The organism is Ruegeria sp. BI11 (genome assembly GCF_056538005.1).
The window spans coordinates 1-12,778 of sequence record NZ_JBQFSM010000009.1 but is presented as its reverse complement, the minus strand read 5'-3'; the positions used below and the strand labels follow the sequence as shown (position 1 = coordinate 12,778).

Sequence of the window (12,778 nt, the reverse complement as noted above, 5' to 3'; positions counted from 1 at the left end):
CGTTTACCGTAACCCATTGCAATTATCGTGGCTAATAACGCTCAAGACGTTCCATCAGTGCGTCAACCGCCCCAAAAAGATACCGTGCAAGAGGCCGTCGGCCGAAAAGCAATAGGTCTTGCGTCCGGAAATTAGCCTCTGACTACGTAAGATTTAATAAACTTTACAAATATTCAGAGTTAAATTCTATTCCGTGGTCTTCGTTTAAACTTTAAGATTCAAGCGCATGAAGGCGCTGTTCGGATCGGCCTGATAACCATAAATTGGCCCGCAATAGGAATAGCCCAACACCTCATAAAGTTTGCGCGCGGCTTCATATTCGGTCAGGTGTGCAGCACCGGTCTCAAGAACGAGGGCTGAAACACCTTCGGACCGTGCCAAATCCGCCAAAAACTCCATCATTGCGCGGGCCAGACCACGCCCACGAGCTTGTGGCAGGACGTGCAACGACTTCACTTCAGCCGTGCCATCGGGCAACGCCTTTAGCGCACCACAGCCCACCGGCTGGGCACTATCATAAATAGCCCAGAATCTCATCCCTGATCCGGCCAGCGCTTCGGCACCCATGGTGTGGTTGCTTTCCGCAGGACCCGCCGTTTCGCTATGGGCAAAATGCGCCAGAACCACCGGGCACAGCGCGTCCGATGTTGGGTCGGCCTGCAAAATTTGGATCATTCAGTGCGTCCAGGGACCGCGCCGGTCAGTGGCGAAGTTCTCACCATAGCCACGGGCGCGCAGATTGGGTTTGCGCTTGTGCGGTTCGCTCAACTGCGCATCAATCCCGTTATCTTTGGCGTAATCAAGCGCCTCTTCCTTGGTGTCGAATTTTAGGCGCACCTGGGTCTGTGTGTCATTGGACGAGGTCCAGCCCATCAATGGATCAACCTCACGCGCCGACGCAGGGGCGTATTCCAGAACCCACTTGCGGGTCTTGGCCATCCCTGAGGTCATCGCGTTTCGCGAAGGCTGGTAAATCCGTGCGCGCATGTCGCCTCTCCGTACTCACTTGGCTGGGAATGTTTATGCGTCATGCGGGCGGCGCGGACAAGTCCGCAATTGTCGCAATTCCGGCATTTGGAAATGCCCCCTTGAACAAGAACAAAAACAGATCAAAATCAGGCGCGAAAGGAATCTCCCCCTATGGCCTATGCTCATTCCGACAAGACCCAGCTGAATGCCGAAGATGTCCGCGCCCGCCTGAAACTGGAAGGCGGCAAGGAATTCGTCATGCATACCGAGTTTGCGCCAGCGGGGGACCAGCCCACGGCAATCAAGGAACTGGCCGGGGGTGTGCTGGACGGCGAACGCGATCAGGTTCTGCTGGGTGCGACCGGGACGGGCAAGACTTTCACCATGGCCAAGGTGATCGAGGAAACCCAGCGCCCTGCCATTATCCTTGCTCCCAACAAGACGCTGGCAGCGCAGCTATATGGGGAGTTCAAGGGCTTCTTTCCGGAAAACTCGGTCGAGTATTTCGTGTCCTACTACGACTACTACCAACCCGAGGCCTATGTGCCGCGCAGCGACACGTACATCGAGAAAGAATCCCAGATCAACGAACAGATCGACCGAATGCGCCACTCGGCCACGAGGGCGCTGCTGGAACGGGACGATGTGATCATCGTGGCCTCGGTGTCATGCATCTACGGTATCGGTTCGGTCGAAACCTACGGGGCGATGACGCAGGACCTGAAGGTTGGCAAGGACTATGACCAGCGGCAAGTGATGGCCGATCTGGTCGCCCAGCAATACCGCCGCAATGATCAGGCGTTTCAGCGCGGGTCCTTCCGAGTGCGGGGCGACTCCCTCGAAATCTGGCCTGCCCACCTTGAGGATCGCGCCTGGAAGTTCTCATTCTTCGGTGAGGAACTGGAAACCATCACCGAATTCGACCCGCTGACCGGTGAACGCGCTGCGACGATGGAACAGGTGCGCGTCTATGCGAACTCGCATTATGTGACGCCGAAACCGACTATGCAGCAAGCCATCATCGGGATTAAGAAAGAGCTGCGCATCCGGCTGGACCAACTGGTCGGCGAAGGCAAACTGCTGGAAGCCCAACGCCTTGAACAGCGCACCAATTTCGATCTGGAAATGCTCGAGGCCACCGGCGTCTGCAACGGGATCGAGAACTACTCGCGCTATCTGACCGGTCGCGCACCGGGCGAACCGCCCCCGACCCTGTTCGAATTCATCCCCGATAACGCGATTGTCTTCGCGGATGAATCCCACGTCAGTGTCCCGCAAATCGGCGGCATGTATCGGGGCGACTATCGGCGCAAATTCACGCTGGCCGAGCACGGGTTCCGCCTGCCGTCCTGCATGGACAACCGACCCCTCAAGTTCGAGGAGTGGGACGCCATGCGCCCGCAATCCGTCTTTGTCTCGGCCACCCCGGCAAAATGGGAGATTGAACAGACCGGCGGCGTTTTCACCGAACAGGTGATCCGCCCCACCGGCCTGCTGGACCCTGAGGTCGAAATCCGCCCTGTGTCGATGCAGGTCGACGATCTGCTGGACGAGGTGCGCAAAGTCGCCGCTGATGGGTATCGCACGCTGGTCACCACGCTGACCAAACGCATGGCAGAGGATCTGACGGAATACCTGCACGAGCAGGGCATCAAGGTCCGCTACATGCACTCGGACATTGACACGCTGGAACGCATCGAAATCCTCCGCGACCTGCGGCTCGGGGCCTTTGATGTGCTGGTCGGCATCAACCTGCTGCGCGAAGGGCTCGACATTCCCGAATGCGGGCTGGTCGCCATTCTGGACGCGGATAAAGAGGGTTTCTTGCGGTCTGAGACCTCTCTGGTCCAAACCATCGGCCGCGCCGCGCGGAACGCCGATGGCCGGGTGATCATGTATGCCGACAAGGTCACCGGTTCCATGGAACGCGCCCTGAACGAGACCAACCGCCGCCGCGCCAAACAGCTCGCCTATAACGAGGAACACGGCATCACGCCTGAGACCGTGAAGAAGAATGTCGAAGACGTTCTGGCCGGTCTCTACGAAGGCGACGTCGACATGAACCGCGTCACCGCCACCATCGACAAACCGATGCACGGTGCGAACCTGGAGGCCCATCTGGACGGGTTGCGCGACCAGATGCGCAAAGCGGCCGAGAACCTGGAATTCGAAGAGGCCGCTAATATCCGGGATGAGATCAAACGTCTGGAAGCGGTCGATCTGGCCGTCGCCGACGACCCCATGGCGCGCCAATGGGCGGTCGAGAAAGCCTCGGAAGACGCGGTGAAATCGCGCGGGCGGTCAACGGCTGGTCGGCCGGGGCAGCGAGGTGGGAATGTGAAGCGGCGGAAGAGATAAACTGAGCCGTTATTTCTTAGAATGCGGGTCCCAGTCCTTTGTTTTTTCGGTAGGTGTTTATTCTGTATTCGACGTCCGCTTTCCACTTCAGAATGCGAAGGTCATATTGGTCTTCCAATGCTTGGAGATCACTTTCGTAACGCTCGTAGTAGCCAAGCGTCGTTCCTACAATCAACAAAAACGAAAAACAAACTACAGACACCCCTATTCTTAGTACATTCGCAGCAGTGGTTCCGATGAGGTAAACCGCTATACCCCCAATGAACGTTATCAACGCTGGGATAAGCGCATCAGCTGCACTTTCCCTAGAAGCCCCTAGTAAAACTCCCGCAGCCAAAGCAAGCGATCCAAAAACAACTGCTATCGCAGCACAAATTCTTATTTCTTTTTCCGTCAGTTCAAGTTTGGTTCGCAAGAGTTTCAGCACGAAGTAAATCAGCACGGCAAAGATTATTGCCAAAAGAAACAAACTGCCTGCCTTTGCTAATGCGGCAAGCATTGTCGAAATACCTATCAAGCTTCGCCTCCCAACCCGAACTCCGGAAACAAACGCCAATTCCGGTCAAAGATTCCCGTAGGAGGTTGATGCGCCTGCAAGTCACCGGGAACACCATCTGGTTGAATAGGAAAACCCATTCCGGGGCCGCAAAATATCCAGATGTCATTTTCTTCAGTATTGAGTTGCTCATTACCGTCTACTTTTTTCTGTAGATCTTCGCACGACAAAATAGCCTTTTTGTCATCCTCGTCGCGCTCTTCTGCAGCATCAGCCTCGAAAGGTAAGAGCGAAAAAGCACAGAAAAGTAAGATCTTAGAGTGTCTCACGCATTTCTCGCAATTTATAAACCAACTGTTCAATCGTAACACGCATCCTCACTGATGTCAGCAAGCTTAAGATGGGTTTCCAATCCGTCACTTCGGATTCTTAAGTGCGTGATTGGGTGGGGCTCCATCTTTCGACATCCCCTTCACTTCAAACTTGCAGCTCAGCGCGCACTCCTCTGCGTATGAAATCACAAAATGTGATTCCAAACGGTAGACATGACGAACCCGAACCCCCTGCACAGCACGCAAGATACCAAAAGCGCCATTCACCGGGTGCATGGCACTCATAGCCTCTTAACACTGACTCGGGCTACCTTGGTCACACACAAGCCCGGACAACTAAACGATTTCTGGTGGGTGTCGAGCTCTGGCGGGCGCTGGCTTGCTAATGGCGGAAAACGGGCGCATCGAATTTTCCGATCCGAATGGCTTGCTGGATGTGATAGATGAATAGACAGGCAATAGATAATAGTTAGTGTTCGCTGTTCGACATGGGGGGGCGTGGAATGTACAGTCGTAATCGCCTTTCCGCATTCAGGGACCGCGTCGTGCATTCCCTTGGTGTTCCTCTATTAGTTGTCGGCGTATTGCTCGCGGTTGTGTCCCAGCCTCGCCCGACCAACGCGTGCACAGTTTGTATAACGCTGCCAGATGCATCGCTTGCAGATCATCTGATTTCCGCCGAGATCATTGTTCTAGCCGAACCAGCACCGGACAATCCGTTCAGGTTTGCGTCGAAAGAGCTGATCAAGGGCACGCAGGAGGGTCTTGCGAGGCTGCCTGAGATCCCGTTTCTCGTCGACAGCGCAACCCGCGCAGCATTTCGCAACGACCCTGGGAAGAGCATTCTTTTTACATATGGTGCACTAGACAAGGATGCAGCCGGTCGCAGCCTTTCGCGCAGTTGGAAACGGATTTTCACCCTGACGCCTGACAGGGCACGGTTTCTCAAAGATCTGAGGGTTGCTGCCAAACGCTGGCCCTTCGGCAGCAGAAACGCACCTGAGCGCGTTGAGTTCTTTGCCGGGTATTTAAACTCCAGCGACCCCATTTTGCGTGATACTGCGCTAATCGAGATTGATCGCGCGCCGTATCCCCTTGTTCAAGCTTTGCGTCCCAGAGTTCCTACAGACCGGCTGATGCAAGAGTTTCGCAACATCAATCGCATTAGTTTTGTCCCAGTTTCAATTCGTCTCTTGAGCCTGCAAACAGACGATCCAGAGGCGGTCACGATCGTGAGGTCACGCTATCCGAAGGCTCTGCGTACCGGCCGTAGCTACCTGTACGAGTGGGCGTTAGCTGGGTTGGAGTTGGATGGGGCGATTGCGGCGAAAGCCGTTGATGATGCGCTTCAATCGCCAGGCCGGCCTCTGGAGTACAGACAGAGTCTCGTACGTGCGTTGGCTGACGCTGGCACGGCTTCCCCAACTCTCAGGGATCCAATCGTTGACATTTTTTCCAGGGTTCTGAAGGAGGAGAGCGCGTTGGCATTGAGTATAGCGATAGCGGCGCGTGACTGGCGGGAAATGCGTCTGGATCAACAACTCAAAGCGATCTTGGAAAATGAGGAAACTGATCCAGTGACGCGGTTCGTCATTCAGACCAAGCTTACGCCAATTGAGTGACAATCGATGTGGCTGATCTGTGTCGTGCCGTTTTCATTCTTTAATTCTTTATGATTGACCGAGGCGCTTTCCTGGCCCTGAAAATAATCACCCAATTTTTTGAGCAGAAGACTCCTCAAGCAAACCTGTTACCGAAATCCGTCTGCTTTGGGGTCTTAGGTTACTGTTTTTGCTAGAAAATGTACTTCTTAGACTGTGTGGCCTAAGCTTTTGGCGACCCCTGCAGGACTCGAACCTGCAACCCCGGACTTAGAAGGACCGTGCTCTATCCAGTTGAGCTAAGGGGCCGTGCCTAAACTGTTCCTAAAACAGTTTACAAGCCTTTGTTATAATCTCGAGCCCTTGAGTTCAAAGGCAAAACTCCTTTTTGCCTTTCCGTTCAGAAGTGGGATATTCCAACCAACTGAGTTACGTGGGCACGGATTTTCTGTAATTGAGCAATGTCGATAGATAAGTCAACTTGGTAATTTCTTGGTAACTATCCTAGCTTTTCCTTTTGCCGCCAGAAGATTTCCGGTTCGGCTTGTTTCAAAGGGCTTCCCGGGCTTTCAGCAAATCGACATATGGATTTCTGTTCAGCTGGGCCTTTGCGTGATCCGCCTGTTGGTCACGAACGGGTTCAGGGGGGCGAGGCTAGCCGTCGTCTTTTGAGAGAAGAGCTCAAGGATTGCCGTCTGGGTGTCGCGCAACTAAGAAATGTTAGACTTATTCACCGCATGTTTTGCCAGCAGTGAATCGCGCTGACTGCCCAGAAATAATGGTTCCACAGCCAGGCACTCGCCTCATATGAAAACGACTGCGGTGCGACTTCGTTGCAGCAGCGAAAAAAGCGGTTCTATTCAAAAAATACCCTTTTCGTGGTAAGGTTAACTCTAGCTCACATTAATGTTTGGCTGGAGTTCGGAGCATGGTTTCCCTGTTGCAACTGTGTCGTGCGTTTTCCGTTGCGGCGATTGGTCTGTTAATGGCCTGCACCGATTATGCGTATGTTGGAATGCCGCAAGGTCAGCCTTCTCGGGAAATCAAGATTCCCGACGGATCCACCCGTTTGATTCCGATTTCCTCCTCCATCGTTGGTCTTGCCTATGATGGCGCGCGTGAACGGATATTCCTGCGCAATCTTCCTGGCACTCAACTGCAGGAACTTGACCGGGATGGGCGGGTCCTGCGCACTTTTTCAGCCCAGCGAGTTCCGGCCGGATGTGGCGGCACCACGCCCGACGATTTCCCGATCAAGGAATGTGGATTGGCTGCCCGTGAGGCTGACGGTCACCTGTTCCTCGACCACCCCAATGGTTTGATGATCTCGGAGCTGACGCGTGACGGACAGTTTGTTCGCCACATCAGAGTTGCTCAGCCCCAAGGCCCCATCGGAGGATTGGCCTTCGATGAAAACACTAAAACCCTGTACGTCTTATTCATACGAAATCGGTTGATTGCCGAGTTGGATCTGAACGGAAATACTAAGAGAATTATCCGAGCCACCAACCCTTCTGTCGGTGCGGCGCTGCAAATTGAACGGTTCGGGTTAGGAATCAATTCCGATAGGCGGGAGTTATATGTGGCGCTTCAGAACGGCAACCGACTTGGTGTTCTGAACATGTCAGGCGGTTTGATTGCGACTTATAATCTGAGTGCAGGCGTAACTGTCGAAGGTATCGGAGGCGGCCGGGTCTTTGGTCTCTAAAAACCGTCGGCTTAAACAAATTCAATTCCTGATTAAAACTCCCGGGATGCGTTGACATTGGGCCCGTCGGTCGGGCCCAATGCGCCAATTGATTTGCAATTGGATCCGCCAAAATGACTCCGAACGTGAAAGGCGCGCTGCTGATGATGGGCAGCATGGCCGCCTTTACAATCAATGATGCTCTGATCAAAGCTGCAGGTGCGGAGGTGCCTCTGTTCCAGATGGTTGCAATGCGCGGAGTTCTGGCCACGGTCCTGGTATTCTTGCTGGCGCGCCATCTGGGGGCGTTGCATCTGAACTTCCCGCACCATGACAAATGGTTGGTGGCGATCCGGTGTCTGGCCGAACTGTCGGCGACGTTCTTCTTTCTGACTGCGCTGCTGCATATGCCGCTGGCCAACGTGACGGCAGTGCTTCAGGCCTTGCCGTTGACGGTCACGTTGGGGGCGGTGCTGTTTTTCCGCGAACAGATCGGGTGGCGGCGGGTGCTTGCGATTGTATTGGGCTTCGCCGGGATGCTGTTGATTGTGCGGCCCGGCCCCGAAGGGTTCAGCATCTACGCGATCTATGCCTTGATTGCGGTGGCCTCGGTCACGGCCCGAGATCTGATCACGCGGCGCATGTCGGTGCATGTACCCTCGCTGGCGGTCACCTTGGCGACGTCCATGACGATTACCGTATCGGCAGGGATTGCCTCGGTTGCGACAGGTTGGCAACCGGTGCCGGTCGGTGCCGGTTTGATGGTGGCCTCGGCGGCTGTGTTCGTACTTGGGGGCTATCTATTCAGCGTCATGGTCATGCGTGTGGGCGAGGTCGGGTTCGTCGCGCCGTTCCGATACTCCAGCCTGATCTGGGCGCTTGGATTGGGGTGGCTCATTTTTGGAGACTGGCCGGATACGATCACGATGTTCGGGGCTACGCTGGTCGTTGGGGCGGGACTGTTCACACTGTTCCGCGAACGTCAAGTGCAACCCGCTGAGTGAACCCGTCGGACAAGGTTCTGATCAATGGCAAAGCGGGCGATGAATTCGCCTTCCTGCTCAGGTGTCAGGGTTAGCAACTCAGTCTTTTTGTCGCGGACATTACGTGAATCGTTGAACTGGTTGAGTGTGCGCACCCACATCGGTGCGTCGGGATAGCTGATGACCGGCATAAAATTTCCGATCCGATGATGAGCGAAATTCATGATTGTCTGCTCGCACCCGCCACGCACATGCATCGCAAAACCAATCCCCAACAGAGGACGAATAACCTGGGCGGCCTGAATGCCATCTGTCCCGAATTCGGCCAGAAAGCCGCTATTATAATCTATGGTGACCGTTCTGTTGTTCTCCATCAACCCTTTGGCCTCGTATGTGGCAATGCGCAGACGTTCGACAAAATCCACCGAAACAGCGTCGTCGTCGTCATGGCGGAACTGCACGCAAGGGGTAGAAGGATCCACGCGGGCGGCGTTCAGAATTTCTTTCATCACCTTGCGGTGTCGCTCCGGAGCGCGCGCGATAATCCGAACCTGCTGAATGTCTGCTGTCAGGTCGTGTAATCGGTCCAGAGCTGATTTGGGAAGGCAATCGCCGATCACGATGAGAAATTCAAAATCCTCGTCGGTCTGCTCTCGAATGCAGGGCAGGGTCGTGGCTTCGAACAGGCGAAAGCGTTCTTCCAGACGGGCGGGATTGTAAAGATACCGACGACGGTCTTCGATCGTGTCATGCTCGACCTGAAAGCCGCCATAGGCAGGGTAGGAAAAGCGGCACAGGCCTATGACTTGCATGATTGATCCGTGGTGAAACGCGTTGAGCAGACTATGCCCGCACGAAAAAGTCGTCGCAACGGCTCCAGTGCTGGAAATCTCCGAAGGATCCTGATATTTCCGCAAAAACCGCTCCGTGAGACACCCAAACGGGTGCACTGTTGACACTCCGCCCGACTCCCCCTATTACGCGCGTCATCTCGGTACCGGGGGCCGCCCCACAACCGATTCCAGTAATGAACTGGTCAAGGCCCGGACAATTTTGCCGTTCGCGCCCTCTGATAACCAACCGCGACGTTCACCTCGGAATGGGAACGCTCGCGGATTTTGCGCTTGTGGACGCATGAGTGCAGCAAGTTTAACCGCACGCAACCGCGTGCATGTCATGTGTGTTGCAAAACGGGGAAGAAACCGGAATGCCAACTATTCAACAGCTGATCCGCAAACCGCGGCAGCCCAAAGTAAAACGCTCGAAGTCCATGCACCTGGAACAGTGCCCGCAGAAACGCGGCGTCTGCACCCGCGTGTACACCACCACACCGAAAAAGCCGAACTCGGCGATGCGTAAAGTTGCCAAGGTGCGCCTGACCAACGGGTTCGAGGTCATCTCGTACATCCCCGGTGAAAGCCACAACCTGCAGGAACACTCGGTTGTTCTGATCCGTGGCGGCCGTGTGAAAGACCTTCCCGGTGTGCGTTACCACATCCTGCGCGGTGTTCTGGATACTCAGGGCGTCAAAGACCGTAAGCAGCGTCGTTCGAAATACGGCGCGAAGCGTCCCAAGTAAGAAGGAGAGGCTGATATGTCACGTCGTCACGCCGCCGAAAAACGCGAAGTCCTGCCTGACGCCAAATTTGGCGATAAGGTTCTGACCAAATTCATGAACAATCTGATGATCGACGGCAAGAAGTCGGTCGCAGAGCGCATCGTCTACAACGCGTTTGATCGCGTTGAGAACAAAGTAAAGCGCGCACCGGTCGAAGTGTTCCACGAAGCGCTCGACAACATCAAACCGTCGGTCGAGGTTCGCTCGCGCCGGGTTGGTGGTGCAACCTACCAGGTTCCGGTTGAAGTGCGCCCCGAGCGCCGCGAAGCCCTGGCCATCCGCTGGCTGATCTCGGCTGCGCGCGCCCGCAACGAAAACACCATGGAAGAACGCCTTGCCGGTGAACTGCTGGACGCCGTACAGTCCCGCGGTACCGCCGTTAAAAAGCGTGAAGACACCCACAAGATGGCCGAGGCGAACAAAGCCTTCAGCCATTATCGTTGGTAATCCAAGAGGCTTAGACCAATGGCACGCGAATATCCGCTCGAACTATACCGTAACTTCGGTATCATGGCGCACATCGACGCAGGTAAGACCACCTGCTCGGAGCGTATCCTGTATTACACTGGTAAATCCCACAACATCGGTGAGGTGCACGATGGTGCAGCCACCATGGACTGGATGGAGCAGGAGCAGGAACGCGGCATCACCATCACTTCGGCTGCGACCACCACTTTCTGGGAACGCACCGAGGACGGTCAGACCGCAGAAACTCCTAAGCACCGCCTGAACATCATCGACACCCCCGGTCACGTTGACTTCACCATCGAAGTTGAACGCTCGCTGGCGGTTCTCGACGGTGCCGTCTGCGTTCTGGACGCAAACGCCGGTGTTGAGCCTCAGACCGAAACCGTGTGGCGTCAGGCTGACCGCTACAAGGTTCCGCGTATGGTTTTCGTCAACAAAATGGACAAGATCGGCGCTGACTTCTTCAACTGCGTCAACATGATCGAAGACCGCACCGGCGCACGCGCTGTTCCGGTTGGTATTCCGATCGGTGCCGAGTCCGAGTTGGAAGGCCTGATCGACCTGGTCACCATGGAAGAGTGGCTGTGGCAGGGCGAAGATCTGGGCGCAAGCTGGATCAAAGCTCCGATCCGCGACAGCCTGAAAGACATGGCTGACGAATGGCGCGGCAAGATGATCGAAGCGGCCGTCGAAATGGACGACGACGCGATGATGGAATACCTGGAAGGCAATGAGCCCGACGTTCCGACCCTGCGCGCCCTGCTGCGCAAAGGTACGCTGGAAATCGCGTTCGTTCCGGTTCTGGGTGGTTCGGCGTTCAAGAACAAAGGCGTTCAGCCGCTGCTCAACGCTGTGATCGACTATCTGCCCAGCCCGCTGGACGTTGTCGATTACATGGGCTTCAAACCCGGCGACGAAGAAGAAGTTCGTGACATCGCACGTCGTGCCGATGACAACATGGCCTTCTCGGGCCTGGCGTTCAAAATCATGAACGACCCCTTCGTTGGCTCGCTGACCTTCACCCGGATCTATTCGGGCACCATGAACAAGGGTGACTCGATCCTGAACTCGACCAAAGGTAAGAAAGAGCGCATCGGTCGTATGATGATGATGCACTCGAACAACCGGGAAGAGATCGAAGAAGCATTTGCAGGCGACATCATCGCGCTGGCAGGTCTGAAAGACACCACCACCGGTGACACCCTGTGTGATGCGAAGGATCCGGTGGTTCTGGAAACCATGACCTTCCCCGATCCGGTGATCGAGATCGCGGTTGAGCCCAAAACCAAGGGCGACCAAGAGAAGATGTCCCAGGGTCTGGCCCGTCTGGCCGCCGAAGACCCGTCCTTCCGCGTGGAAACTGACCTGGAATCCGGTCAGACCATCATGAAGGGCATGGGCGAACTTCACCTGGACATCCTGGTGGACCGTCTGAAGCGCGAGTTCAAGGTTGAAGCGAACATCGGTGCACCGCAGGTGGCATACCGTGAAACCATCTCGATGCCGGTTGAGCACACCTACACCCACAAGAAACAGTCGGGTGGTTCGGGTCAGTTCGCGGAAGTCAAGCTGGAGATCCAGCCGACGGAAGCAGGCGAAGGCTATTCGTTCGAAAGCCGCATCGTTGGCGGTGCCGTTCCGAAGGAATACATCCCGGGTGTTGAAAAAGGCATCAACTCGGTCATGGACAGCGGCCCGCTGGCTGGCTTCCCCGTGATCGACTTCAAGGTTGCCCTGCTGGACGGTAAATTCCACGACGTTGACTCGAGCGTTCTGGCGTTCGAAATCGCATCGCGGATGTGTATGCGTGAAGGCATGCGCAAAGCCGGCGCGAAACTGCTGGAACCGATCATGAAGGTCGAAGTGATCACCCCGGAAGAGTACACCGGCGGTATCATCGGCGACCTGACCTCGCGTCGGGGCCAGGTGTCTGGACAAGAGCCGCGCGGCAACGCTATCGCGATTGATGCGTTCGTTCCGCTGGCCAACATGTTCGGCTACATCAACACTCTGCGTTCGATGTCGTCGGGCCGTGCCCAGTTCACCATGCAGTTCGACCACTACGATCCGGTTCCGCAGAACATCTCGGACGAGATTCAGGCGAAATACGCATAAGCGAAGATTTGATGGAGCCCGTTTAACGGGCTCCCTTCATTACCGAAAAAGGAGGCCATCATGGCAAAGGAAAAGTTTGAGCGTACAAAACCGCACGTCAACATCGGCACGATTGGGCACGTTGACCACGGTAAAACCACGCTGACCGCAG

General features: G+C 55.4%; 13 protein-coding genes and 1 tRNA gene. 8 read left to right on the top strand and 6 right to left on the bottom strand.

Annotated elements, in window-relative coordinates:
- Nucleotides 1-204: 204 nt before the first annotated feature.
- Together ACR0DT_RS17705 and ACR0DT_RS17700 are read right to left on the bottom strand one after the other, a co-directional pair.
- Entirely contained in the window at nucleotides 205-675 is a 471-nt protein-coding gene (locus ACR0DT_RS17705; protein WP_480712020.1) for a GNAT family N-acetyltransferase, read from the bottom strand.
- Nucleotides 676-987 carry an ETC complex I subunit gene (locus ACR0DT_RS17700; protein WP_480712019.1) on the bottom strand — a complete coding sequence of 104 codons (312 nt, stop codon included), beginning with the start codon at nucleotides 985-987 and terminating at the stop codon, nucleotides 676-678.
- A gap of 153 nt (nucleotides 988-1,140) precedes the next feature.
- Between ACR0DT_RS17700 and uvrB the strand changes: the two genes are divergently transcribed.
- On the top strand, nucleotides 1,141-3,327 hold the full coding sequence (gene uvrB, locus ACR0DT_RS17695; RefSeq protein WP_480712018.1) for an excinuclease ABC subunit UvrB: 2,187 nt from the start codon (nucleotides 1,141-1,143) through the stop codon (nucleotides 3,325-3,327).
- Between the two features lie 16 nt (nucleotides 3,328-3,343).
- On the opposite strand, the gene ACR0DT_RS17690 is transcribed toward uvrB, so the two are convergent.
- On the bottom strand, nucleotides 3,344-3,844 hold the full coding sequence (locus ACR0DT_RS17690) for a hypothetical protein (protein ID WP_480712017.1): 501 nt from the start codon (nucleotides 3,842-3,844) through the stop codon (nucleotides 3,344-3,346).
- Entirely contained in the window at nucleotides 3,841-4,152 is a 312-nt protein-coding gene (locus ACR0DT_RS17685; RefSeq protein ID WP_480712016.1) for a hypothetical protein, read from the bottom strand. Before ACR0DT_RS17685 ends, ACR0DT_RS17690 begins: the two co-directional genes overlap by 4 nt.
- Before the next feature lie 506 nt (nucleotides 4,153-4,658).
- Between ACR0DT_RS17685 and ACR0DT_RS17680 the strand changes: the two genes are divergently transcribed.
- The gene (locus ACR0DT_RS17680; protein ID WP_480712015.1) at nucleotides 4,659-5,777 is read left to right on the top strand and encodes a hypothetical protein; all 1,119 of its coding nucleotides are present in this window, start codon (nucleotides 4,659-4,661) and stop codon (nucleotides 5,775-5,777) included.
- A gap of 211 nt (nucleotides 5,778-5,988) precedes the next feature.
- Here ACR0DT_RS17680 and ACR0DT_RS17675 read toward each other — a convergent pair.
- Nucleotides 5,989-6,065: transfer RNA gene (locus ACR0DT_RS17675), tRNA-Arg, on the bottom strand.
- 619 nt (nucleotides 6,066-6,684) lie between these two features.
- Between ACR0DT_RS17675 and ACR0DT_RS17670 the strand changes: the two genes are divergently transcribed.
- Both ACR0DT_RS17670 and ACR0DT_RS17665 read left to right on the top strand, forming a co-directional pair.
- Entirely contained in the window at nucleotides 6,685-7,464 is a 780-nt protein-coding gene (locus ACR0DT_RS17670) for a hypothetical protein (protein ID WP_480712014.1), read from the top strand.
- 113 nt (nucleotides 7,465-7,577) lie between these two features.
- Nucleotides 7,578-8,447 (top strand): DMT family transporter, encoded by an 870-nt coding sequence (locus ACR0DT_RS17665; RefSeq protein WP_480712013.1) that lies wholly within the window; start codon nucleotides 7,578-7,580, stop codon nucleotides 8,445-8,447.
- Here ACR0DT_RS17665 and ACR0DT_RS17660 read toward each other — a convergent pair.
- Nucleotides 8,426-9,238 (bottom strand): putative rhamnosyl transferase, encoded by an 813-nt coding sequence (locus ACR0DT_RS17660; RefSeq protein ID WP_480712012.1) that lies wholly within the window; start codon nucleotides 9,236-9,238, stop codon nucleotides 8,426-8,428. The two genes, ACR0DT_RS17665 and ACR0DT_RS17660, sit on opposite strands and share 22 nt — an antisense overlap.
- Nucleotides 9,239-9,633: 395 nt before the next feature.
- On the opposite strand from ACR0DT_RS17660, the gene rpsL reads away from it, so the two are divergent.
- The 4 genes from rpsL to ACR0DT_RS17640 form a co-directional block, all read left to right on the top strand.
- Nucleotides 9,634-10,005 (top strand): 30S ribosomal protein S12, encoded by a 372-nt coding sequence (gene rpsL / locus ACR0DT_RS17655; RefSeq protein ID WP_005621086.1) that lies wholly within the window; start codon nucleotides 9,634-9,636, stop codon nucleotides 10,003-10,005.
- A 15-nt stretch (nucleotides 10,006-10,020) separates the two neighbouring features.
- Nucleotides 10,021-10,491, top strand: coding sequence for a 30S ribosomal protein S7 (rpsG, locus tag ACR0DT_RS17650; RefSeq protein ID WP_480432037.1), 471 nt, complete (start codon nucleotides 10,021-10,023; stop codon nucleotides 10,489-10,491).
- An 18-nt stretch (nucleotides 10,492-10,509) separates the two neighbouring features.
- The gene (fusA, locus tag ACR0DT_RS17645; RefSeq protein ID WP_170417016.1) at nucleotides 10,510-12,627 is read left to right on the top strand and encodes an elongation factor G; all 2,118 of its coding nucleotides are present in this window, start codon (nucleotides 10,510-10,512) and stop codon (nucleotides 12,625-12,627) included.
- 60 nt (nucleotides 12,628-12,687) lie between these two features.
- Nucleotides 12,688-12,778 (top strand): GTP-binding protein (locus ACR0DT_RS17640; RefSeq protein ID WP_215675807.1); only part of this gene is annotated, 91 nt, incomplete at its 3' end.